This window comes from Saprospiraceae bacterium (assembly GCA_016713025.1).
Taxonomy (GTDB): domain Bacteria; phylum Bacteroidota; class Bacteroidia; order Chitinophagales; family Saprospiraceae; genus OLB9.
In genome coordinates this window covers 2,197,837-2,223,826 of the sequence record JADJPZ010000004.1, presented here as the reverse complement: position 1 = coordinate 2,223,826, position 25,990 = coordinate 2,197,837, and the positions used below count along the sequence as shown (strand labels likewise).

Annotated in this window: 14 protein-coding genes and 1 pseudogene; 13 read left to right on the top strand and 2 right to left on the bottom strand. The window is 38.0% G+C overall.

Annotated elements, in window-relative coordinates:
- Positions 1-61: 61 nt before the first annotated feature.
- The gene (locus IPK35_15770) at positions 62-1,414 is read right to left on the bottom strand and encodes a cytochrome-c peroxidase (protein ID MBK8054675.1); all 1,353 of its coding nucleotides are present in this window, start codon (positions 1,412-1,414) and stop codon (positions 62-64) included.
- 263 nt (positions 1,415-1,677) lie between these two features.
- Here IPK35_15770 and IPK35_15765 point away from each other — a divergent pair, with 263 nt between their 5' ends.
- Complete coding sequence (locus IPK35_15765; GenBank protein ID MBK8054674.1) at positions 1,678-4,812, top strand: hypothetical protein; 3,135 nt, start codon at positions 1,678-1,680, stop codon at positions 4,810-4,812.
- A 196-nt stretch (positions 4,813-5,008) separates the two neighbouring features.
- A complete protein-coding gene (locus tag IPK35_15760) occupies positions 5,009-5,848 on the top strand; it encodes a hypothetical protein (protein MBK8054673.1) in 840 nt (279 codons plus the stop codon).
- 36 nt (positions 5,849-5,884) lie between these two features.
- Here IPK35_15760 and IPK35_15755 read toward each other — a convergent pair whose 3' ends face one another.
- On the bottom strand, positions 5,885-7,420 hold the full coding sequence (locus IPK35_15755) for a VCBS repeat-containing protein (protein MBK8054672.1): 1,536 nt from the start codon (positions 7,418-7,420) through the stop codon (positions 5,885-5,887).
- 834 nt (positions 7,421-8,254) lie between these two features.
- On the opposite strand from IPK35_15755, the gene IPK35_15750 reads away from it, so the two are divergent.
- The 11 genes and pseudogenes from IPK35_15750 (at position 8,255) to IPK35_15700 (ending at position 25,722) form a co-directional block, all read left to right on the top strand.
- Complete coding sequence (locus IPK35_15750; GenBank protein MBK8054671.1) at positions 8,255-8,563, top strand: DUF3098 domain-containing protein; 309 nt, start codon at positions 8,255-8,257, stop codon at positions 8,561-8,563.
- 36 nt (positions 8,564-8,599) lie between these two features.
- Positions 8,600-9,397 carry an undecaprenyl-diphosphate phosphatase gene (locus tag IPK35_15745; GenBank protein ID MBK8054670.1) on the top strand — a complete coding sequence of 266 codons (798 nt, stop codon included), beginning with the start codon at positions 8,600-8,602 and terminating at the stop codon, positions 9,395-9,397.
- Positions 9,381-10,139, top strand: a complete 759-nt coding sequence (gene truB / locus IPK35_15740) for a tRNA pseudouridine(55) synthase TruB (GenBank protein MBK8054669.1) — start codon at positions 9,381-9,383, stop codon at positions 10,137-10,139. Before IPK35_15745 ends, truB begins: the two co-directional genes overlap by 17 nt.
- A gap of 91 nt (positions 10,140-10,230) precedes the next feature.
- A complete protein-coding gene (locus IPK35_15735; protein ID MBK8054668.1) occupies positions 10,231-10,377 on the top strand; it encodes a hypothetical protein in 147 nt (48 codons plus the stop codon).
- A 92-nt stretch (positions 10,378-10,469) separates the two neighbouring features.
- Positions 10,470-11,351 (top strand): bifunctional 5,10-methylene-tetrahydrofolate dehydrogenase/5,10-methylene-tetrahydrofolate cyclohydrolase, encoded by an 882-nt coding sequence (locus tag IPK35_15730; GenBank protein ID MBK8054667.1) that lies wholly within the window; start codon positions 10,470-10,472, stop codon positions 11,349-11,351.
- 10 nt (positions 11,352-11,361) lie between these two features.
- Complete coding sequence (prmA, locus tag IPK35_15725) at positions 11,362-12,189, top strand: 50S ribosomal protein L11 methyltransferase (GenBank protein MBK8054666.1); 828 nt, start codon at positions 11,362-11,364, stop codon at positions 12,187-12,189.
- 648 nt (positions 12,190-12,837) lie between these two features.
- Positions 12,838-18,765: an HYR domain-containing protein gene (locus IPK35_15720; protein ID MBK8054665.1), complete on the top strand. Its 5,928-nt coding sequence runs from the start codon at positions 12,838-12,840 to the stop codon at positions 18,763-18,765.
- A gap of 820 nt (positions 18,766-19,585) precedes the next feature.
- Entirely contained in the window at positions 19,586-20,437 is an 852-nt protein-coding gene (locus IPK35_15715; protein ID MBK8054664.1) for a purine-nucleoside phosphorylase, read from the top strand.
- Positions 20,412-23,275, top strand: a pseudogene (gene uvrA, locus IPK35_15710) (excinuclease ABC subunit UvrA). Before IPK35_15715 ends, uvrA begins: the two are co-directional and overlap by 26 nt.
- A gap of 16 nt (positions 23,276-23,291) precedes the next feature.
- Complete coding sequence (locus IPK35_15705) at positions 23,292-24,311, top strand: acyl-CoA reductase (GenBank protein MBK8054663.1); 1,020 nt, start codon at positions 23,292-23,294, stop codon at positions 24,309-24,311.
- A 565-nt stretch (positions 24,312-24,876) separates the two neighbouring features.
- On the top strand, positions 24,877-25,722 hold the full coding sequence (locus IPK35_15700; GenBank protein ID MBK8054662.1) for a sterol desaturase family protein: 846 nt from the start codon (positions 24,877-24,879) through the stop codon (positions 25,720-25,722).
- The last annotated feature ends 268 nt before the right edge of the window (positions 25,723-25,990 follow it).

Sequence of the window (25,990 nt, the reverse complement as noted above, 5' to 3'; positions counted from 1 at the left end):
TGAAAAACTCTATCCTCATCACTGAAGAGAGAATAGAGTTGTACTTTGCTTGTAGTTGATTTTAAAAACAGTTCATATCGATTTTGGACTGAATATCAGCATTTGGAAAACATTGTCCTGATGGAAGACTCTGAGGTACAAACCTTTTGAGGTTTTTATCATAAAGCGCATTGGTGATAAAAGCTTCAATTGCATTAATTTCTTCATTTGTCAATCCGAGTGGTCTGAAATTAGGATCAAGTTGTGATGTTGGTACTCTTTTGTTTTCTGCTACCGCATTATTTTTATAAACAATGATATCCCTGATTTTTCTGAAAGTTGAACCATGTCCATAAAATGGTGAGTCTTTGAGATTGTACAATTGTGGTACCTTAAATTTATAATTATCGGCTGAATTTTTTGTAAATCCTCCACGACCTAGATTGGCAGGGTCATTTTCTTTTGTGTTTAAAGTAGGCTCCGGGCAGTCAAACATATCTTTCAATCCAATTGCATTGAATTGCATACTGTTCAATGCAGGTCCTGTGTGACAAGTTCCGCATTCAGCCTTGGTGAAAAATAATTTTGCTCCTTCTTTTTCAATATTGGACATGGCATTGATATCACCTTTAAGATATTGCTGAAATGGTGCCTCGCTTGACATGACTGTCCTCTCATAGGCTGCAATAGCCAAACCTGCTGTAGTTCTATTATATCTGTCTGCTGCGGGTACATTTGGAAAAGCAAGATCAAACAATTGAATATAAGCTTTCATTTCCAATATCTGCTTATTAATATTCAATCTATGTACCCCCATACCAGCTATAGCTTGTGTTTCCAGTCCTTCAAATCCCAGAAAGTTGGTTTCGATAGGTGTTCCTTTACCCCAGTTTTTTTCTGTTCCATTATTGAGATGTGTTGCTCCAAACTGACCATTCCACAATTGATTTTTCTGATATGCACCATTCATGGCAGTAGGGGACCTTAATGGTTGGACGTCGGCTTCATTAAAACCTGTCTTTGATTTGCGCATCTCACCTCTTACACCAAATCCTAAACCTCCTTCTCCAATGCCTTGAAAAGTTCCAGCCTGAAAACCAGCACCTGCATGGTGACAAGAGGCACAGGAAAATGTACCTTTCAAAGTTTGGTCTTTGCCATCTGTACCGAGTGCTGTTTCATGAAATAAAAATCCTCCCAACGCCACTTTTTCTTTTGTAATGGGATTTTTTGGATCTTGGGGTATTTTTGAAAACTCCTGAGAACCAGGGAGTTCAAAATAACTGAGATTTAAGTCTGGAGATTGACTTTTCAAAATTGCAATAAGGTCAGAATCTATTTTGTTAAGATTTTCCTGAGACTGCTGATCTTGGGCACAAGAAAACAGTAAAGTTGCAAGTGCTACAAAAATTAGTTGTTGAAGACTGGTTTTCATTGATTGTTTTTATTTAGACATTTAGGAATTAATTTTTCATAAATCAATTATTGTTCCAAATGAATAAATAAAATTTATGATATTATAATAATGTCTTATATTTGACAAATCGAATATAAAATGTGGGTTTTTTAAGTCATCAATAGCCTCATATACAGAGGGAATTTGTGTTTAAATATGAACTTTATCATTTATTTTTTATTTATTTTTGTTTACATCATGACCAAATAATTTATACCTTACTTTCTAAATCTAATTAACCAATGAATCGTTTTTTAATTTTTATCTTTTTATCATTTTTTCTTCAAGTTTCTTATGGTCAATTTAATCCCGACCACTTTAAAAGCATGAAATTCCGAAGCATCGGTCCTGCTGGGATGAGTGGCAGAATAACGGCAATCGATGTGGACTTATCCAATCCAAACCGGATATACGCTGGAGCTGCTTCAGGAGGTGTGTGGCTATCCGAAGATGGCGGAACGAGCTGGAAACCTGTTTTTGACGAACAGTCCACGCTGGCGATAGGCTCTATCAAAATCAATCAAAAGAATACTTCAGAAATTTGGGTAGGAACAGGTGAAGGCAATCCCAGAAATTCTCTTAATACAGGTAATGGTATCTACAAATCTCTGGATGGTGGTAAAACATGGAACAAAATGGGACTCGAAAATACCAAAACCATACATCGTATCATTATCCACAGAGACAATCCTGATGTGGTATTTGTGGCATCATTGGGCTCTCCCTGGGGACCAAACAAAGAAAGAGGCGTATTTAAAACTACTGATGGAGGTAAAACATGGAGAAATGTTCTTTTTGTCAATGATCTCACTGGGGCTGCTGATATGGTGGCTGACCCGACCAACCCAAATAAACTATATGTGGCCATGTGGGAGCACAAACGGGATCCCTGGTATTTTAATTCAGGTGGCAAGGGTTCAGGATTGTACATAACCTATGATGGTGGGGACAATTTTAAAAAAGTGACTACGGAAGATGGACTTCCCAAAGGCGACCTTGGCAGGATAGGTCTTGCCAGCGCAACTAACAAACCAAATATTGTATATGCCTTGGTGGAGGCTAAAGAAAATGGACTGTATAAATCAACAGACGGTGGAAAAAAATGGACGCTGGTTTCTACAAAAAATATAGGGGAGAGACCATTCTATTACTCTGAACTCTACGTAGATCCTAAAAATGAAAACAGAATCATCAATGTCTTCACTTATCTCACTATGAGTGAAGATGGGGGCAAAACATTCAGAAGCATTGCTGACTATGGCAATGATGTGCATCCGGATCATCACGCATTATGGATTCATCCCGATGATCCCAACTATATCATCGATGGCAATGATGGTGGATTGGCAATCTCCCGTGATGGTGGTGCCAACTGGTATTTTGCCGGAAATATACCAGTAGGACAATTTTATCATGTCAATATTGATAAGGATTTTCCTTACAATGTGTATGGTGGCATGCAGGACAATGGAAGTTGGGTAGGTCCTTCTTCCGTTCTTAAGCGAGGTGGTATCAGAAATAATGATTATCAGGAGTTGTATTTTGGTGATGGTTTTGATGTAGTACCTTATCCTAAAGACAGCAGATACGGATACGCGATGTCCCAAGGTGGGAATGTGGGTTTTTATGACAGAAAAACAGGAAGAACGCGTTTTGTAAAACCTAATCATCCTGACCTTAAAACAGAACTCAGGTTCAATTGGAATGCCGGAATAGCACAGGATCCATTTTCAGATTGTGGTGTTTATTTTGGTAGTCAATTTCTGCATTTTTCTGATGATTGCGGTGAAACATGGGTGATCAAATCTCCGGACCTCACAACTAATGATACTTCAAAACAAAAAGCGGATATAAGCGGTGGACTAACAATGGACGCCACCAATGCTGAAAACCATACGACCATTCTGACCATAGCCCCTAGTCCTGTCAATAAAAATGTGATTTGGGTTGGTACAGATGATGGTAACGTGCAGTTGACAACAGATGGTGGTAAGAGCTGGATCAATCATAATAAAAATTTGAAAGGGTTGCCTTTGGCAAGTTGGATCCCACAAATTCAAGTATCAGAAAAAAATGAAGGCGAAGCTTGGGTTGTGGCCAATAATTACAGAAGGAATGATTTTAGTGCGTATGCTTATCACACTTTGGACTTTGGTAAATCCTGGACACGTATAGTTGATGATAGTCAGATCAAGGGATTTGTGCTGAGTATTGTTCAGGACCATAAGGAGCCCAATCTTATGTTTTTAGGTACAGATGTGGGACTTTATGTGTCTTTTGATAAAGGCAAAAAGTGGCATCACTGGAACAAGGGACTTCCGCAAGTTCAGGTGAATGACATGAAAATTCATCCCATTGAGGATGATCTTGTTGTGGGTACTTTTGGCCGCGCCTTTTACGTGCTCGATGATATCAATCCACTCAGAGAAATAGCTTCAAAAGGTACGGAATTGCTTAATTCAGAATTTGATGTGATGGCTACAGCTCCAGGGTATTTGGTGAGTTACAGATCGGTAGATGGAGTAAGATTTGTTGGTCAGGGCGAATTTAAGGGTGATAACAGGGCATATGATCGTATAGGATTTAATGTATGGAAAAAACCTGCTGAGAAAAAAGATGCTGAAAAAAGTGAAACCAAGGATGAAAAACCAAGCAGAGCTAAGATTAGCATATATGATAACAACGGCAAGGTGATTCGTACCTTGAGAAGGAAGATGGAAGATGGTCTCAACAGACTTAGTTGGGGCCTTGAATATGAAGGACAGAGATTTCCTTCCAGAATGGAACCTAAAGAAGATGATGATCTGCCAGGTGGTGGAAGTGTAATGCCGGGAATGTATAAAGCGGTAATTGAATTTAATGGCAAAAAGGATTCAGTTACTGTGGAAGTCAAAGACGATCCAAGGACAATGACATCAAAATCTGACATGGAAGCCAAAGAAAATATCAATAAAGAACATGCTGACCTTGTCAAAAAGGCCAAATCATCATATGACAAAATCTTAGATGCCAGAAAGTCCATAGCCATTGTAGAAAAATTGCTTGAAAATCAGCCTGATACAATCAAAAAGCAATTCAAGGACTTGCATAAAAATCTTAATGGAAAGTTAGATTCTCTTTCAAATCTATTTATGGAACCTGAAAATGTCAAAGGTATCCAGAGGAATCCGGATCAACTTTCCAGTGTCCTATTTGGTGCTTTAAGTTATATCAGATCGTCATGGACTGCTCCTAAAGCAAACGCAATGTTAGCTATGGAAAAAGCCAAAGTTATGACTGAATCTGTGACAGCTAAAGTCAATGCATTTTATGATAAGGATTGGAAGAGCTATAAAGAAAAGGCCAAAAGCCTGGAAGTAAAGATATTTAAGGAATAACGACTTAAGAGTGCGATGTGAATTTTTTTCATATGACACAACATGATGTAATATTTGATGGCAGGAATGGGAAGTGACCCATTCCTGTTTTGTTTCCAAATAATTTAACTTAATGGAAAAAATCATGAATTTCATATAATATATTTTTATATATTTTCTGATTTATTTGTATCTTTGTTCTTCATTATTTGTATAAATGTCAAAAAATTCAAGACCATCACATTTTTACGCTACTATTTCCACATCGATAGTATTGGTATTGATTTCATTGTTTCTACTGATGTTTTTCCACTCTTCCAATATTACAAACATCGTCACAGAAAATATCAATATACTGGTAGAACTCGAGGATAAGCTTCCTGCCGGCCAGATAGATCAACTCAAGAAAGTACTCATCAGTCAGCAGGGTGTTATTGCAGAGTCAGTAGTATTTGTGGATAAGGATGAAGCCCAAAAAATGATGACAGGAGATATGGTGTTATCATCTCCGGATGACGAAAACCCTTTCAGGGATATCATTAAATTTAATTTACGCCATGATGCCTATTCTGATCAGAACATCAAAGACATCAAAACACAAATCGAACTTGAAAAAGGAGTTTCTGGCTTATATTATGAAAATGAAAGCATCAATGCAGTAAAGGCAAATCTTGAAAAAATTTCACTGGGTATTCTTATTTTAGCAATATGTTTTGTTGTTCTTGCCTTAGCCATTATATTTAATACTGTAAAACTCACCTTACACGCGGACGCAAAGATCGTAAAAACCATGCAGATGGTAGGTGCGGAAAAATCCTTTATCAAAAAACCATATTTAAGATCAGCACTTAATATTGTGCTTAAGGCAAGTCTGGCAGTTCTAATTTTTATAGTAGCATTGTGTGCCATCCTTATACAGAGTAACTCAGTTTTTGCTGAAATCATACAATGGGAATTTGTGGCCCTCACAATAGTCATTAGCTTTATCTCTGCTTTTATTATTCAGTTTGGTGCTACCAATTCCATTATCAATAATTATTTGCGGCAAATAAATTAATATTCAGAAGAATCCTGATATTCTAAATCGGGCAATTTATTTGTAGTTGTTGGTCAAAACCAATAATTGGGGGAATGTCGTGATACCATTAAACATCAATTTTGTCATTTCAGTCATATTATGAAAGTATGACCCAAGGACGATATCAAGATCACCATCCTGATCAAAATCTCCCGTTTCCATAGTTAGCCATTTGCCATGGGCAGCTTCAGGAGTAGAAAATGATTTAAACGTAAGGTTGCCTCTTCCGGACAGATAAATGAAACTTTCTTCTGGATTGCCAAGATCAGCATAAAAGGAAATAGCAGCAATATCTATGTGTCCGTCATTATCAAAATCACGCGCCATAGCTTTACTGGTACCGTAAAACGGATAAAACCATGATTCATTAAACTTGTTTTTACCATCATTCAGGTAAATACGTATACCGTGATAGTTTTTTCTAATGGATGAAAGGTCCCAATTATCACCTGTGGTTAGTAATATGTCTTCATGACCATCATTATTGAAATCTGCCAGCTCAAAATAACTGACACCATAGACTGGAGGCAAATCCACCACTTTTCGTTCTCTGAACTTCCCATTTCCCAAATTAAAGAAAATCGATATTCCTTCATATGCCTGAGCCATCAGTACCATGATATCGGGTTTATTATCTTTGTTGAAGTCTTTAATTTCTACCTTTCTCGCCCCCGGTAATGCTTTTAAGATATACTCTTTAGATTGGTCACTATTATCATACCATGCCAGTTTTCCTGTATGATTTCCAAATCCACATATCACAATATCTTCTTTTTTATCACCGTTGATGTCACTTACAGCTAAGTGAACAGGGCGAGGTAAGCCTTTAAAATAAGTGTCGGATTTATTTAATGGGATCAACTGACCTTGTTTTTGGTCATTAGGAGTGATGGAACCTATTGTCAAAAGTCGTGCTCCGCCGTTTTTTGTAAAATCAATATCTACCGGTGGTGATGGAGTTCTGATATTGGCCTTCAACTGAAAAGTACTGTCTAAGATAAATAGTTCATTATGTGCATCGCCAATATAAAGTTGAGAAGTGGCTGGATTGTATTTCAATAATGATGTTTTGGGTGAAGTTTTTTTTGTAAAAGTCTCAAAAGATGCTCTAAATTGAGTCAAAGATGAAGCTGTTGGTACATTTTTTTGAATCAATGGAGTTTCCGGAGCATTTTTCTCATAATATTTTACAATTTCGTCCCAGTCTGTCCGCTTTATCAAGGGAGAATCAGGAAAAATGTTGAGTTCTTTCAGAATAGCAGCATCAATGGGCGCTAAATCCTGAAAGGGATCATTTCCTACATCTCTTTGGCCCAATCGCATGCCCATATTTGGCAGGACATTTTCAACCCACGTTGATTTGTCCAGCAAATACGGTTCTGTAAATAAATGACATCCTTCACAATATTTTAATGCCAGCGTCCGACCCAAAGAAGTAGTATCAGATACTTGAGTTGTCAATGATTGATATTCTCCATCAATAGTTTTGAAAGAGTATATCAGCACTGAAGTAAAAAATAAAGCAATAAAACATGTTGATTTGATAACCATTAAGTATTTATGCTGATTTGACCTTCAAAGATACGTTAAATTTGGTTTTCAGTTATTATTTAATGGCAAATGGTGTGTATACAAATTGCACGTTTTCAATATTACCTAAAAATCTTAAATGAATTTCCTATTCCAGACCAAAATTACTGCAAAATAAGTCTCCGCCGCGGCGGATCATTTTTGACTTCGCACCATAGCGATGCTATGATTTGTCGTCAAAAATGCTTATTTTATTGTACTTTTGATCTTCATTACGGAACTCATTTTAGATATTTAGGTATTAATCTTAATATACGGTAAAAACGTGGTTGGATTGGGTGGCTCATCTCAAGCGTAGCTTGACAAGCTCTTTAGGGAACGAGCCTGCCTGCCTACGTAGTCAGATAGGGGTAGTGGGGAAGAAAATACGAATTTGTGCAAATTGGTGTAACTTTCTGGTAGAAATTTGTTCATCCTTCTCTTACCAAAAGTCAACTATCGTTAAATTTGTTGTAAGATCTCTAATTTTAGAATTGCTCAAATGTAGTTTAAATCGCTTTCGTATGCTTATGATTTAGATAATTTTCTTTAAGAAAAATTATGATTTCATTATAAATACGGTATATGTTCATGACGATAAATGTCCTGATTTTCAATCCATCTACAGATAAACTTCGTTTTACCGCTTTGGGTATCCATAAACTTCGTTTTTTCACAAAATCAGTAATAAGATTTAGGAGTTTTTCTCAAACCAATTTATTTTGAGTATAAAAGCAAATATATATCTAATAAATAATATGAAAATTACGTTTTAAGTGTAATTTTGTACCATCAATTCATAATATTCAAAATATCATGGCTAAAGAAAAAGCATATACTCGCAAAGTCACGGAAGAAAATACCATTTCCACAGCTAAAACTTCTACAAGCACCAGCTCGGCTTTAAAAGCTGATTTACTTTTTGGAAAAAACAATTATAAATTTATTTTGATTGGGGTTGGTTTTATTTTTCTGGGTATGATACTAATGACCGGCGGGCATATGCCTTCACCAGACGTCTGGGATGAATCTCTGATATATAGTCACAGACGTATCACACTGGCGCCCATACTTATCCTTATTGGATTGGTGATCAATATTTATGCTATATTTGTAAAAAAGTAACCATTCCATTCTCTTTACATCCTTTCATCTTCATTTATGAATGAAATTTTAAGTGCTATCATCCTTGGAATTATTCAGGGTTTGACTGAGTTTTTACCTGTGAGTAGCAGTGGTCATCTCGAATTGGCAAAATACATTCTGGGAGACGACAAAATACCATCTGAGAGCTTAATGATGACGGTGGTGCTTCACTTTGGAACGGCTTTAGCTACAGTATATGTCTTCAGAAAAGAAATTTTAAACATCATCCGGAAGTTTTTTGCAAAAGACGGGCATGAAGAGAAATCATTTGTATGGAAGATCATCATTTCTATGATTCCGGCAGCAATTATCGGAGTACTTTTTGAAAAGCAATTAGAGGCGCTTTTTACTCAGAATATCCTTTTAGTGTGTGCTATGCTTGTTTTGACAGGTATCTTATTATTCATTGCCGATAAAGCAACATACACTGACAAAGAAGTCACCTATGGAAATGCACTGAAAATAGGGATCGCCCAAGCCATCGCCATCACTCCTGGTATCAGCAGGTCTGGTGCCACCATAGCTACTTCGGTAATTTTGGGTATCGACAGATCGAAAGCCGCAGAGTTTTCATTTCTCATGGTTGTCCCCCTTATTTTTGGTAAGATTGCCAAAGATCTTCTGGAAGGAGATTTTACAGCATCTCATATATCATTAGGACCTTTGTTGATAGGATTTGTGGTTTCATTCATTACCGGAGTTTTTGCATGTACATGGATGATAAAGATAGTCAGGAAGAGCCAATTGAGTTATTTTGCCTGGTATTGTGTTATTGTAGGCGTCATTGGAGTACTGTATGCCATTTTTAAGTAATCAGATCATCACAAGGTTGCATCAACCGCCTTTAGTGGATTTTATTTCAGGAGTGGTGATGCTGATCGATAAACCCAAAGGATGGACGTCCTTTGACGTAGTCAATAAGCTCAGGTTTAAACTCAAGCATGGACTTAAGGTCAAAAAAATTAAAGTAGGCCATGCAGGCACTCTCGACCCTATGGCTACAGGTCTTTTGCTTGTGTGTACTGGTAAACTGACAAAAGAAATAGACTTGCTTCAGGCTGAAATCAAAGGATATACCGGCACCATGTTTCTTGGAGCCACCACACCCACCTATGATGCTGAAAGTGAGCCCGATGCATTTTTTCAGACTGATCATATTTCAATCAATGATATAGAGAAAGCTGTTGCTGCACTTACAGGTCCTTTACAGCAAATTCCGCCGGTTTACTCAGCCATAAAGATTGAGGGAAAAGCGAGCTACGAACTTGCCAGAAGGGGCAAAGAAGTAGAAATGAAGCCAAGGCCGGTTGAAATTTATAAATTTGATATTCTCAACAAAGATCGGCAATCGATGTCATTTTATGCATCCTGCAGCAAGGGTACATATATCAGATCTTTAGTTTATGATTTTGGGGAATTACTTAATTCCGGGGCTTACCTGAATGGTCTCAGACGTGTCTCCATTGGGGAATTCAGTGTAGATGACGCCCTTACTGTCGAAGATGCTTCTGCCTATATAGATACGGTGTGCGGTGTCGGGAGTGAAAAGATTTAAACCTAAATATCTATAATGAGTTCCGTAATGAAGGTCAAAAGCACCATAAAATCAGCATTTTTGACGACAAATCATAGCATCGCTATGGTGCATGACTGAACGGTGCGATAGCAAAATTGAGTGGGAGCTCAATTTAGTGAAGGAACCGTCAGTACACCTGACGGCATGGTCATCTTGTTTCATAGGTCAGAATGAAGTGCTTTTGGGCTGTAATAGGAAAGTCATTATAGACTTTTAGGTTAAATAATATTTTATAAAAATAATTATATTTAATTGTGGTTTTTCTCCCGTTTTATACATATCTTGCAGCCACAAAATCCCCCCGAAATTATGAAGTTGATAGATGGAAAAGCTGTATCAGAAGAGATTAAAAATACGCTTAAACAGGATGTAATTGATTATAAGAACAGAACAGGACGTGTTCCTCACTTGGCAGCTATACTGGTAGGTGATAATCCGGCGAGCAAGGCTTATGTCAGCAATAAAGTCAAGTCCTGTGAGCAAGTTGGGTTTAATTCAACTCTTATCAAGCTGGATGAAGACATCTCAGAAGTACAGCTTCTCACGCATATAAGAGAACTAAATGAAAACCCTGATATTGATGGATTCATTGTCCAACTACCTCTTCCAAAACACATAGATGATATAAAAGTCACATTGACCATCGATTATAAAAAAGATGTGGATGGCTTTCATCCTGTCAATTTCGGCAGAATGGCACAAGGGCTGCCATGTTATCTCCCAGCTACCCCGTATGGTATTACGTTACTTTTAGAAAGATACAATATCGAAACAGCTGGCAAACATGTGGTAATGTTAGGCAGGAGGAAGATTGTCGGAACACCGATGAGCATCCTCATGTCCAGAAAGTCAAAAACAGGAGATGCCACTGTGACGCTCACACATAGTCGTACAAAAAATCTGACACAGATCGTATCACAGGCTGATATTATTGTTGCTGCTATAGGTGTTCCGGGATTTATCACTGAAGATATGGTCAAGGAAGGTGCTGTAGTCATTGATGTAGGTATAAATAGGGTAGAGGACGAGTCGACACAAAAAGGCTCGAGATTAGTCGGAGATGTAGATTTCGATAGAGTAAGAGGGCGCAGTAGCTTTATCACACCAGTTCCCGGTGGTGTAGGCCCTATGACAGTCATGGGCCTATTGCTCAACACATTTAAATCAGCCAATAAAGAAATTTATCCATAAGCCTACAATTATGGAGATATATCACAGCATCACAGTGTACAGCACTGATGAAATTTTGATGGCATTGCTTACACGATTTGATCTGGATTCAATCGAAGAAAATGATGACCACTTTGTCATATATATAAAGTCGTCCTTTCTGACTGATGATGTCAAATCTGAGATTGAAAAACTGATTAGAACATACAACGCCAAATATAATATTCAGGAGATTGTACCACAAAATTGGAATGCCATCTGGGAAGCTTCTTTTCAGCCCGTGATAGTTGGCGACTACTGTCAGGTCAGAGCGGATTTTCATCCTGCTGATCCCAACATTAAGTATGACCTGATCATCAATCCTAAGATGGCTTTTGGCACGGGTCATCATGCCACTACTTATATGATGATAGAGCATATGTCCACCATAGACTTCACGGGGAAAAAAGTACTTGATTTCGGTTGTGGTACAGGAATCCTCGCGATCCTCGCTTCCAAATCAGGAGCAGCAGAAATTGATGCCATCGATATCGAACATGAATCCTACCTTAATACTATGGAGAATGCCGATATAAATAATGTAGACAATATCTTATCAATAGAAGGAGAATTAAGTGCAGCTCCATCGCACCATTATGACATAGTACTTGCCAACATCAATCGCAATATCCTTCAGAGGTACGCCACAAATATCTGTAGTATGATGAATGCAGGAAGTTACCTTTTGCTTTCCGGTATCCTTGAAGAAGATGCCGCTCAAATTATCAACACCTTCACTTCTGAAAATCTTACCCCAATCAATCAGTCCCTTAAAGATGGTTGGGTGTGTATTTCGTTTTATAACGCACTCAGTATATAGATTAATTCTTTGTCAAATTATACCGACTTTCCGATTGATTGGAAACTGTTGGGTTAACCCAACAGTTGTGACCCTCATTTACCCATACATTTATACCGACGAGAATTTATTTTTCTAAAGACGATGATACACATGTCTTTATTATAAAAATAATTCTGTCGCCATTATTAGGTATCTTTAACTATGAAAAATATCAGGTTTCCGTTTAATTACATTTGATGAAAGTGTAATTGACTTAGATTTTAGAAGGTACTATAGTGAGACTAAACGAAAATAACATCGATTGAATAGAACAATGGGGTACAGTAATAAGTTGGGGGTACAAATTCCGTTATTTTAATATTCAGAGATACATCTTTAAATACAAAGTCCAAGGCTCATAGTCAGAGCCTTTCGTTCATGACATAAGGACCTATCTTTATACCCTGAAAAATCAAATTTATAAACAACAAAATAACAAGACAAAACATATTATAATAAATAAATATAAATAAAATGCAGAAAAAATGTAAATTATGCATTAAAATATTTTGTAATATGTATTAAGTGTTATATCTTTGCCTGATGATTCGGTATTTGCTGTGTCATGCATTCCCAAATGCAGTAATTAATAGTTTATTTTTTTCTCAAAGTAAAAAATTGTTAATTATGTCGATTTTACACAAGTTTAATGAAAAAGGTATCACCAGATATCTTTCTATTTGGGCCTTTGTTGTTCTAACTGCAGCATCAGCTTGGTCTCAATGTACAAGTTTTCCCGCTTATACATCAAGTACAGCTACCATCGACCTTCAGTCATGGAATGGAAGGTTGGGTTTGGGTTTTACTCCTTCATCACCCATAGTTATTGATAGCTTAGGTGCTTTTGATTCCGGAGCTCCTGGTTTTGCTGTTGGCACCACGATTACTGTGGGTATTGTAGATGGCGTGACTGGACTTGTAGTAGCTGGGCCACTGACTTTCACAAATGCAGCACCGGGTACACTTCGTGGCAATTTCAGATCAAAGATACTTGGTTCTCCGGTAACACTTACCGCAGGAACCAATTACTTTATTGTTGCACACGGATATAATAGCAATGACCAAAATGGAAATACCAATGGTTTACCTACCGGGGCAGCTGTTGCCAATACAGGAGGTGGCTTGATAACATTCGGAACAAATAGATATGATGGTACCTTAACCTTGGGAGTTCCTGGTACACTTGATGGTGGTCCAACAGGCAGATATCATTCGGCCACATTTAGCTATCGGGCTGTTCAACCCACGCTTACTACATTAATCAATGGTATTTCTATTACAACAAATAATGATGGTAATAATGATTTAGGGTCATTTTCAGTTTGCAACGGTACACCTCTTCCAAACATCAATGTAACTTCTTTCAATATCACTGGTGGACCATTAGTAAAGGTGCAACAGGAAATAGTATTTTCCAATACCGTGCAATCAGGAGCTTGGTGTACTGCCGGACCATCTTGTGTTGCAACAGCAGCAGCATTTACTGGAGTTACAAACACATTCAGTTTAATAAATTCTGCTTTACCTGGATCAGTAATACTTCGATTCCGCTCATTTGTAGATGCGGATGGTGATAGCACTTTTGATGATGGTGAATGTCCAGGGGACTGGGCTGTATACACTGTAAACATTAATCATCCCACAGCATCGATCACACCTGACCCTGCGGAAGCTTGTATTCTTACAAATTTACAGTTGAATGGTAATCCAGCAGGAGGATCTGGTATTTATTCCACCCACTTATGGACCAGAGTTGGCGTCGGTTCGACTTTTTTAAATAATAATAATATTGTCAATCCTATTTTTAACCATAATACGATTGGCATGTACACCTTAAGGTATACAGTTACAGACAACATTGGATGTACAGGTACGGACGAGATCATCATCAATTTGCGTGATGTTGGATTACCAGATATTACCTGTCCGACATCTCCTGTAACTATGACTGCAGACACTGACAGATGCACAGCTGTAGTTTGTTTTCCTGTATCAGCTATGGATTTATGTCCTGTAAATTTACCAAATACTTTAGCAGGTCATACATTTATAGGTACCTTTAATGGACACACATATTTTAGATCTAATAGTACTTTTTCTTGGGAAACAGCCAATCAAAATGCCGTCAATGCAGGTGGACATTTGGTAAGTGTCAATAGTTTAGCTGAAAAGAATTGGCTTCTTGCAAACACACCTAACAATTGGTATTGGATAGGATTGAGATATTCGCCTTCACTGGAGCAATTTAAATGGACATCAGGTGAACCATTATCATATACTAATTGGGGATTAGGTCAACCAGGTGTTTTAAATGGTGACTACGTATATTCCTGGGAAATTGCCGCTTTGGATTTGGGATGGTTTGATGGCCCGGGACTTATAAATAGAAGATATATAGTCGAATTTGAAGGTTTTCCTGTCACTTTGGTCTCCGGTCTTCCGAGTGGATCCAATTTTCCAGTTGGCACAACACCCGTTAGGTATAGGGCCACAGACTCAGGAGGAAATTCGGATGAGTGTACCTTTGATGTAGTAGTAACAGATGATGAGGATCCTGTGATCGTCTGCCCGACTGATATCATCATTAATCTCGATCCTACTGAGTGTGGGAGGGTTGTAAATTTTACTCCAACAATTACTGATAATTGCCCGGGAGTGACATTGAGCTATTTAACTCCATTACAATCAGGAGACATTTTCCCCATTGGCACCCACATAGTAACTTTATTGGCTACTGATAATGCCACAAATACAGATACATGCTCATTTAGAATTACGATTAATGAATTCATTAACAATTCCCTCGCCTGCCAACCTATCCAGTCCTCTTTAGGAGGAGACTGCCGTGATACACTTACTGTACGGGATGTGCTGGTAGGATGGGATCAGCCTGGCGCATTGCCGGATTTATTGGGATGCGATACATTGTATAAAATCAATGTGAAAACCAGCAATGGTCAGAACTTGGGACCTGTAGTATCCAGTAATGAATTAGACAAAACATTAACATATACCATCACGCACCCTAGTGGATTTTCATGTTCTTCGACTGTTAAAGTAGAAGACAAAATCAAGCCAAGGGTGATTTGTCGCACTGACTCCATCAAGGTGAGTTGCCTCGCCAAAATAGATACGATACAGAAACCTCAGGTTTGGGATAATTGCCCGGGTGCAAGAGTGGAATTGGTAGATTTGAGACACACAACATTTTCATGTGATCCAAATTACATCGGTAGAGTATTGCGTACCTGGAGAGCTGTTGACTCCAGAGGCCTGGTAGGAGATACATTGTGTACAGATAGCATTTATTTAAGAAGATCAACGTTTGTGGGCATCACTCCTGCACCAAATGCTACATTGAGATGTAATGACACATATCAGGATGATGGTCGTGGCAAGGGCTACCCACACCCAAATGTGACAGGTGTACCTAAGTTAGGTACAATACCTATATGGCCTACGTCACAATTGAATATGCTTTATTGCAGTGCTATCATTGATTATGAAGACCAGGAGGCTCTTTGGACAGATTGTAAAAAGAGAATACTCAGGGTTTGGACCATCACAGAGTGGTGGTGCAATACTTCTGTCAAAATTCCTGTAGGTATGCAGATCATCGATATCATCGACGATATCAAACCATCTATACCACAACTTTCTGATATGACTATTTCTACTGAAAGTAAGAGTTGCAAGGGAAGGTTGGTACTCGATGCGCTAAATATTACTGACAATTGCAATCCATCACAAAATGTAATCATCAATGCCGTCAGAGAAGGAAGTCTATTACCTACCGGAGTGATCAATGGCAATGGAGGTACTATGTTACTTGATACTGGTTGGCATATAGTGACTTACAAAGCGCTTGACAAATGTGGCAATGATTCTACTATGCGATTCAGAGTATTGGTAGAAGATAAGACGGACCCTGTAGCACTATGTGATGAGCTTGCTACTATTAGCCTTAAAGCCAATGGTTATACTGAAATCACAGCTGCAGCAGTCAATGATGGAAGTTACGATGAGTGTGGTCCTGTCACTGTTCAGATCAGACGGATGGATAATCTTTGCGGACTTGGTCAGAATGTTTCATGGTTTGACAAAGTAGGATTCTGCTGCCTTGATGGTGATCAGACACGCATGGTTGAGTTGAGAGTCAGAGACCTAAAAGGCAATGAAAATTTCTGTATGGTCAGTGTTAGGATACAAAATAAAGTGACACCTACCATAACTTGTCCAGCCCCTCAGACAAAAGCATGTGACTTTACGTTTGATCCAGCCAATTTGAAGGATTATTTTGGGCCTGCTATTATTACAGGAAGTTCATGTGTTGAGCCTTCAGCTCTGATCGATGTTGTGGAGACACCTGGTAGGAATCAATGCGGAATCGGGCACATCATAAGAAGGATTTCATTGCCAAATGCAGGAGGTACTTGTACTCAAAGAATAGATTTTACAAATTCCGCTCCGGATTTTGATCCCATCATTTCCTGGCCAAGAGACACAATCCTTAGTGGTCAATGTTCATTTCTGGGTTTGGACACCACCAGAACCAAAGCACCAAGATTGAGAGATGGATTATGCTCTATGATAGGTGTTAATTATAAAGATGCAGTGTTTCCATTTACAACCAATGGAGCGTGTTACAAAATCATCAGGACTTGGAAAGTGATTGACTGGTGTCAAAGAGTTACTTCTCCGGTAGCAGGTCCCAAAACCTGGGAATATGAACAAGAGATAAAAGTGATGGATACCGACGCACCTGAATTGGATTTACCGGCAGCTCTTGCTTATACAACTTCTAATTGTGACAGTAGCCTTGTAGAAATCATTGCGAATGCTGACGATTGTACTCCGCAGGACGAGTTAAAGTGGAATTATGCAGTTAGAAGGGGCTCAGTAGTAGTTAGAACTGGTAGTACCAATGTGTTAAGTGCTAAGTTTGCTATAGGCGATTACAAATTGATTTGGCGTGTTGAAGACAGATGCGGTAATTTATCTGTTGATTCAACGGAGTTTAGTATTAAGACCATCAAAGCAGCATCAGTGGTTTGCAAAAATGGTCTTGCATCGCGAGTGACCTTGATGGATACAGATGGTAACGGTTCAGGAGACACATATATGACAAGAATTTCAGCCAAATTTTTTGATAATAAGAGTGTTCATCCATGTGACAGTACTATGATATTGAAATATAGTTTTTCACCGAGTGTAAATGATACTATCAGAACTTACAACCGCGATAGTATTGGCACACGAAGAGTTACAATGTATGTAACAGATAGATACAACAATCAAGCATACTGTTCAACCTTTATTGATATACAGGATACATTAAGAACCAGCACAATTACGGCTACAGTGAGTGGAAGAGCTGTAAAAGAAGACAATGAAACTATAGAAGGTGTAGTTGTTTCACTTAATGGATCTGAGTTGCCTCCGATCAGTACAGATAAGAGTGGAGTGTTCAAGTTTGGTTCTATGCCTGGTGGTGGGAAATATCAGGTAGTTCTAGGCAAAGATGGTGATGATATCAATGGTGTGAGTACTTTGGATGCAGTAATGATTCAAAGACATATCTTAGGCATTGAAACACTTAAGACTCCTTACCAAATGATAGCTGCTGATGCCAATGGTAGTGGTTCTGTTTCTGCAGCAGATATTACAGAGTTGAGAAAACTGTTGCTTGGAGTCAATGCATCATTCCAGAATAATACAAGTTGGCGATTCGTTGATGCGGCGTATAAGTTTCCTGTTCCATCAAATCCATGGCATTCTGTAATAGCTGAAAGATACAATATTGATAATTTGGATCGTGATATGAACATAAATTTTGTTGGAATCAAAATCGGAGACGTCAATGGCAATGCAAAAGGATCCAACTTCTCTGACGAAATTGAGTCCAGATCTTCATATGCTGTCGTGATAGATGATATAGCTGTCAAAAAAGGTGATAAACTGAATATTCCTGTTAAGATCAATGATGCAGGATTACTGCATGGTACACAAACAAAATTCGTAGCTACGGGTCTTAAAATAACGCAGATTGCTGATGGTGGGCACAAGTGGAACTATACAGATGCAATAGGTTCTGACATCAGATTCAATAGTGTGTCGGCAGACGGGCTTCGTGTGCAATCAGGCGAAACGTTACTTGTACTTCGTGGTGAAGCAACGCAAGATGGCCTATTAAGTACAATGTTGGCCCTGGATCCTAATATGAAATCTGAAATGTATACTGAAGGACTTGAGAATAAGAAATTGACCCTTCAGTGGAGAGACAAAGGTAATCAGGAATTTGTTTTGTCTGGTATGGTTCCTAATCCATGGAATACTCAGGCAGTTCTTTCATTCCAACTCCCTGCAGCTGGTCAGGTTAAAATGAGAATTATGGATTATACAGGTCGTGTCATCCTATCTTCTTCAAACGATTATCAGGCTGGCAGCAATACAATCACCATCAACCGATCAGACTTAGGCAATACTGGAGTATATCTCTATGAATTGCGTCACAATGATAAAGTCCTAAGTGGTAAGATGATAGTAATAGATTAATTAATACAAAAAGAAATTTTAATAAAAGGCTTCTCAGTTATGGGAAGCCTTTTTTGGTTTTATGCTGGTTTAGCTTTCTTGTCCTTAAAGTGCCGGGTCCATCTATGAATACTGAACGAAAAATATTCTGAACAATTATAAATCATAATCCATTGTAAATTAAAAAGTTATGGTATTTAATTCTTCTTAGTCAAATTGGCTAGACTTTCTGTTTGGTTGGAAAACTTTGGGGTTAACCCCAAAGTTTTGATCTTAATTTACCCATACATTTATCTTTAACTATAAAGGTTTCTGGTTGATTACATTTTAATGAAAGTGTAATTGACTTAGATTTTTGAAGGTGACAAAGTAGAATTAATGTGGCGTGACCTACGTTTAAAGGGAAAAGTTCAGTTCCCAAAGGATTTAAACCGCTTGAAATAACCGCAATTGTCAAAAAAATGATCCAATTAAATATGGTAAGCAGACAAATTGTACTTTGTCAAACAATAAGGACTTTCAGATTTATTGGAAACTGTTAGGTTAACCCAACAGTTATGACCCAAATTAACCCATACATGTATCTTAACTATGTAAAAATATCAGGTTACAGGTCATTTACATTTTGATGAAAGTGTAATTGACTTTTAGTAATTTGTACAGTTTAAAACTTGTGACATTTGTAGAATTATACCCAACAGAATATGATTTGCAAAATTGCAAAATCACAATTATTTGAAAATTAATAACTTGTGATTTAAATTCTCCGCACAATATTTTCTGTTCACTATTATTTCGTGCCTTATTATTTCTTATTACATTTGTCACAAAGATATGAATGATGGAAAATTTGTATGATCGTGTGGCAGAGAGTATAGAGTATATCCGGTCTTTGGTAAAAACAGGAGCTGACCATGCCATTGTCTTAGGTACCGGATTAGGTGACTATGCCGATTCATTGACTGATCAGGTGGAGATACCATATAAGGATATTCCTAATTTTCCTGTGTCTACAGTCCAAAGCCATACAGGAAAATTGATATTTGGGTACAAATCAGGTATACCTTTGGTCATCATGTCCGGCAGATTCCATTATTACGAGGGCTATTCTGCCAAAGAATTGACTTTCCCGGTAAGGGTCTTAAAAGCATTGGGGATAAAGCATCTGATCATTACCAATGCCGCAGGAGGCATCAATCCTCACTTCGCCGAAGGAGATATCGTGATCATCAATGATCATATCAATCTGATGCCTGATCACCCCTTACGTGGTGCCAATGATGACAGATTGGGTTTGCGATTTCCGGATATGCTAAATGCCTATGATGCTGAAGAAATTAAAAAATTTCAGGATATTGGAAAAAAAGCAAACATTAGTATCAAAAATGGGGTTTATCTTGGGCTGCAGGGTCCAAGTTTGGAGACACCCGCAGAGTATAGGATGGCACATATTCTGGGAGCAGACCTGGTAGGTATGTCGTCAGTGCCGGAAGTGATAGTGGCACGGCATGAAGGTATGACTGTAACAGCGTTTTCTATAGTGTCCAATGTGTGTTTTCCGTCATCAAACATCAGTGTGACTACGGTAGAGGACGTCATCGCAGTGGTCAATAAGTCAGCAGTCAACCTCCAGAAAATATTTAATAAATACTTTGAAAAACTTTTGAATGACCGAACAAACCACCCATCCTGAAACTGAAGAAGCTATTTTCGCAGATGGCTCTATCGATATCATAGGGGCGGGAGAAAACAACCTTAAAGATGTAAGTGTCCGAATACCAAGAAATAAACTAGTGGTCATCACGGGTCTCAGCGGCAGTGGAAAGTCGTCTCTTGCTTTTGACACATTGTATGCAGAAGGCCAACGCCGCTATATGGAAACATTTTCTGCATATGCGCGTCAATTTATTGGTTCTATGGATAGACCTGATGTAGAAAAAATCGACGGACTAAGCCCCGTCATTTCCATAGAGCAAAAGACAACAGGCTGGAATCCAAGATCAACCGTAGGCACTACGACAGAAATTTATGACTTTCTGAGATTACTCTATGCTCGGGTAGGAGAGGCCTACTCCTACATCACTGGTGAAAAAATGGTAAAATATACAGAAGATCAAATCATAGATCATGTATTGACCTATTTCGCCGGAAGAAGGATCGCCATACTATCTCCTGTCATTCGTGGACGAAAGGGACATTATCGTGAACTCTTTGATCAGACACAGAAGAAGGGTTTTACAAAAGTGCGAGTGGATGGTGAGATTGTGGACATCACTAAGGGTATGCAATTAGACAGATACAAAGTCCACGATATAGAAATCGTCATTGACAGGCTAAAAGTGGAGCAGGATAAAAAAGACAGACTTTCGACATCATTGCAGTTGGCGTTAAAAATGGGAGATGACTTTATCATGATTCAGGATACTGATGAGGAGAAGTAAAGGCATATTCAAAAAGCCTAATGGATGCTGTGTCCGGTATTTCTTATGAAGAACCATCACCCAATAATTTTTCGTTCAACAGTCCGTATGGATCGTGTCCGGCTTGCACGGGATTGGGTGAAATTCATAAAGCAGATATGAACAAAATTATACCTGATAACAGCAAGAGTATCAACGAGGAAGGTATCAAACCATTTGGTGCTGTCAGGGATAATTCTACATTTAAACAACTGAAAAAAATTGCCGAGGACTTTCATTTTACTTTTGATACACCGGTCAAAGATATTCCTGCAGAAGCATTGGATACCATACTTAACGGTGGCAATAAATCCTATGGTGTTAAGTATGGAACAGTGGCCAATGATTATGTATATGATCTTGCTGTCGAAGGTATCATCAATATGGTCGAACGGTGGTACAAGGATTCTTCATCTGAAAAAATTCGATCCTGGGCCGAAGAATTCTTAAGTATAGTGACCTGTCCTTCATGTGACGGTTTTAGACTGAAAAAAGAGTCACTGCATTTTAAATTGGGAGAAAAACACATCGGTGAACTCAGTGAAATGAATATCGATGAGCTTTATGACTGGATACAGCAGTTACCGCAATATTTGGATACGAAACAAAATACTGTAGCCCAGGAAATACTAAAAGAAATTAAGCTCAGGCTTGGATTTTTACTTGAAGTGGGTCTTGGATATCTAAGTCTCCATCGTACCACGAGAACGCTATCAGGTGGCGAGTCTCAACGAACCAGATTGGCAAGTCAGATCGGAAGTCAACTTACAGGTATCACGTATATCATGGATGAACCGAGTATAGGCTTGCATCAGCGTGATAATCACCGATTGATCAATGCATTGAAAGACCTTACAGAAATCGGCAATTCTGTTATAGTGGTAGAGCATGATAAAGACATTATGCTTGCTTCAGATTATATCATAGATCTTGGACCCGGTGCCGGAATTCATGGTGGTGAAATTGTCACTCAAGGCACTCCTGAAAAATTCCTGCAACTCGGAGGGACCACTGCTTCCTACCTTAGCAACAGGCTGAAAATAGATATACCTGCCAAACGAAGAAAGGGTAATGGAAATTTTCTGGAAATCAAAGGTGCATCGGGAAATAATCTTAAGAATGAGGCAATAAAAATTCCTTTGGGTACTTTAGTATGTGTCACCGGTGTCTCAGGTAGTGGTAAATCGTCATTGATCAATGAAACGGTGTACCCGATACTCAGACAACATTTTTATAATAGTATACAAAAACCATTGCCTTATATAGAAGTCTCCGGTCTGGAACATTTGGATAAGGTGATAGAAATTGACCAGTCACCTATCGGGAGAACACCCAGGTCCAATCCTGCAACATACATAGGTGTATTTACAGATATCAGAAAACTATTTTCTGATTTGCCTGAAGCTAAGATCAGAGGTTATCAACCGGGTAGATTTTCATTTAATGTGCAGGGCGGCAGATGTGAAACTTGCGAAGGTGCAGGAAAGAGACTCATAGAAATGAACTTTCTCCCTGATGTATTGGTAGATTGTGAACAGTGTCAGGGAAAAAGATACAATAGGGAGACACTGGAAATCATTTATAAAGGAAAATCTATCTCTGATGTATTAGACATGGCTGTAGAAGAAGCAGTCCATTTTTTTGAAAATATTCCATCAATACATCACAAGTTGAAAACGTTGGATAGTGTTGGTTTGGGCTATATTACGCTGGGACAGCAGGCTACTACTTTGTCTGGTGGTGAAGCTCAAAGGGTCAAGCTCTCAGAAGAACTTTCAAAAAAGGATACCGGAAATACAATATACATCCTGGATGAACCAACCACCGGATTACATTTTGATGATATAAGACAGCTATTGGGCGTGATAGACAAGTTGGTTGAGAAAGGCAATACTGTCATAGTCATTGAACACAACATGGATGTCATTAAAGTGGCTGATCATATCATAGACCTGGGACCTGAAGGAGGCAAAGAAGGAGGCAAGGTGCTGTTTTCAGGAACACCCGAAAATATGATAAAAAAGTGTACAAGCCATACGTCTTTTTACTTAAGAAAAGAGTTTGAAATATAGTTACGATACATTTGTTATGAATTTAATTAAAAGGGTAGAGGTACTTTCTAAGCTTGGAGAGCAAATGAAATCATTAGAAACTGATGCATTTCAAGCGTTGATACATAAGGCTGAAATTGAAAATCCATGGTTTACTTCTGAAAATATTCGAAAGTCACTCGCAGCTGTAAGGGATCAGTTTCTTACAGTTTCTGCTTTGCAAAAAATCATTAGTAAATATCATCTCGATGACAATATAAAATCTAAAAGGATAGGTTTAATTTTGGCTGGCAATATACCATTGGTAGGGGTGCATGATCTGATATGTTGTTTCCTTTGCGGCCATATTTCATTGATCAAATACAGTGATAAGGATAAAACCTTAATGAAATGGTTTACAGAAGAAATGATACGAATTGATCAGGATACTGCCGCTTATATCATTGAAGTCGATAGACTTAGGGACTACGATGCTGCTATTGCCACGGGAAGTAATGCATCAGCTGTACACTTTGAATATTATTTCCGACATGTACCATATATAATAAGACGAAACCGAAATAGCATTGCGGTATTGTCAGGAAATGAATCACCGGAACAGCTAAGAAGACTTGGGGTTGATGTTTTTTCTTATTTTGGTCTTGGATGCAGGAATGTGAGCCTTATCCTTGTTCCGGAAGGGTATGATATCACATTGGTGATTGATGCTTTTGAACCATTCAAAGAACTGATGTATCATAATAAGTACAAAAATAATTATGACTATAATCAAGCCCTGATGCTGCTGAATAAAGAAACATTTTTGCAGAGTGAATTTCTGATCCTAAAGCAATCTGATCAGATTATATCCAGGATTGCATCACTACATTATCAGTATTACAAAAATCAGGCTGATCTTATCTGGTGGCTGAGATCAAAAGAGAACGAAATCCAATGTATAGCGACAGATATGAATTTGCCGCAAATAAAAACTGTTGGATTGGGGATGGCTCAATGCCCGGCAATTGACGATTTTGCTGATGGGGTGGATACGGTCAATTTTTTGTTGAGACTGTAATCTATTGGGAGCCTTTAGCCTGATTTGATAAAAAATTTCTAATAGTGTACTCTGTACAAGTATCAGTAATTTGGAGTTATAATTCTAACGGTGAACCCACCCTGAATACAAATATTTTATGATAATCAAGTATTTTTTACCAAATCCCATGCCTAATCGGAAGGCAGGACTAAAGGGGGATAAAAATAATTTTGTAGCGATTGAATGAAAAAAAAAATGGAAGCACCCAATTAAAATCATTCCAGATCAAGTGCAAATTCAAGGTTATACCGACGAGTTTTTTTTGAGTATTAATTGATTTATTACATCTGTTTTTGGAAATCAAAAATATATTTGCATTTTTTCTGATGTTTTTATACCAAACAGAAAATTGATTGCACATATTTATAATCATAATTATTTAATTTACAATACATTATGATTAATATTTTAAAATTTTTGCAGAATATTTTCTGACCGTTATATTATTTTTGCTATTTTTATATCGAATTTTTCGGTTTATTTTAATAAAGTTAAGATCTCTGTAATAATGGAAAACGAGTTGATCAGTAAAGGAATTCCAGTCATGATGCTTTTAGTTTTAGGTATTCTTGAAGCTATGGGAGGATTGTATTTTGATGACAGGAGGTCAAAAAATGACTGGACTATAGAGTTGATCAGCCTGTTCACATTGCCTACTTTGGTACAACCTACGATATTTGTACTCAGTTTTTGGATATGTAATACTTGGTTTCATCAGTATGAAGACTATTTTGTCAATGCTGCTTTCGGCTGGCACATTTTGGCGTTTCTGATGCTGGATGATATGACACAATATTGGTGGCATAGATTATCACACTCCAATCGTATGATGTGGAAACTACACCGACCACATCATGTGGTTGAAGAAATGGGCGTTCTTGTCACATACAGAAACGCTATTCTATATTATGCTTTGATGCCCGGTATTTGGTTTTCTGCAATTTTGATTTATATGGGTATGGGTTATGCATATCTCTTTTACCTTCCTATAAAATTGGCTGTCATTTTGCTTGCGCATAGCGAAACTAAATGGGACAGGTTTTTATACAAGTATAAATTGCTCCATCCTGTAGCATGGGTGATAGAAAGGTTGATTTCAACTCCAAGTACTCATTTTGCGCATCATGGACTCACCGCAGATGATGGGGTATCACATCCCAACGGTAACTACGGCAATTTACTTTTTATATGGGATGTTATTTTTGGTACTGCAAAGATCACAAGGCAGTATCCTACGAAGTTTGGGGCCTGGAATCAGATCAAAGAACCCTGGTATGTCCAATTATTGTTTCCTATCATTAGGTACTCAAGACCTGAAAGCGAATTACACTCTCTGACTACCAAAAACGATTATGATCCATCCATAGATTATAAAGCTTTTGACAGATAAGAAATGATTTTGGGGGATAATAAAAGGGCTTACGCAATTTTTGCGACATTAGTAGTTGCTAACTTTACTTTCAAGTAAAATTAAGAGTAATAGAAAAAATTAACATTATTTTTGTCTATTACCTCATAAAATCCTTAATCATTGGACTTTAAGAGTCATCGACCAATTGGTTTATGGCCTTCACGAGTTGACGCAAGAAGAAATAAAAATTATTGAAAAAGCAAAGCAAAATTACTAATGACCAAAGAAACAGCCATCAAATTATTTG

Bases quoted from the DNA above. Each gene is read 5' to 3' on its own strand.
- IPK35_15770 (MBK8054675.1), bottom strand. From the start codon at position 1,414: ATGAAAACCAGTCTTCAACAACTAATTTTTGTAGCACTTGCAACTTTA.
- IPK35_15765 (MBK8054674.1), top strand. From the start codon at position 1,678: ATGAATCGTTTTTTAATTTTTATCTTTTTATCATTTTTTCTTCAAGTT.
- IPK35_15760 (MBK8054673.1), top strand. From the start codon at position 5,009: ATGTCAAAAAATTCAAGACCATCACATTTTTACGCTACTATTTCCACA.
- IPK35_15755 (MBK8054672.1), bottom strand. From the start codon at position 7,420: ATGGTTATCAAATCAACATGTTTTATTGCTTTATTTTTTACTTCAGTG.
- IPK35_15750 (MBK8054671.1), top strand. From the start codon at position 8,255: ATGGCTAAAGAAAAAGCATATACTCGCAAAGTCACGGAAGAAAATACC.
- IPK35_15745 (MBK8054670.1), top strand. From the start codon at position 8,600: ATGAATGAAATTTTAAGTGCTATCATCCTTGGAATTATTCAGGGTTTG.
- truB (MBK8054669.1), top strand. From the start codon at position 9,381: ATGCCATTTTTAAGTAATCAGATCATCACAAGGTTGCATCAACCGCCT.
- IPK35_15735 (MBK8054668.1), top strand. From the start codon at position 10,231: ATGACTGAACGGTGCGATAGCAAAATTGAGTGGGAGCTCAATTTAGTG.
- IPK35_15730 (MBK8054667.1), top strand. From the start codon at position 10,470: ATGAAGTTGATAGATGGAAAAGCTGTATCAGAAGAGATTAAAAATACG.
- prmA (MBK8054666.1), top strand. From the start codon at position 11,362: ATGGAGATATATCACAGCATCACAGTGTACAGCACTGATGAAATTTTG.
- IPK35_15720 (MBK8054665.1), top strand. From the start codon at position 12,838: ATGTCGATTTTACACAAGTTTAATGAAAAAGGTATCACCAGATATCTT.
- IPK35_15715 (MBK8054664.1), top strand. From the start codon at position 19,586: ATGGAAAATTTGTATGATCGTGTGGCAGAGAGTATAGAGTATATCCGG.
- IPK35_15705 (MBK8054663.1), top strand. From the start codon at position 23,292: ATGAATTTAATTAAAAGGGTAGAGGTACTTTCTAAGCTTGGAGAGCAA.
- IPK35_15700 (MBK8054662.1), top strand. From the start codon at position 24,877: ATGATGCTTTTAGTTTTAGGTATTCTTGAAGCTATGGGAGGATTGTAT.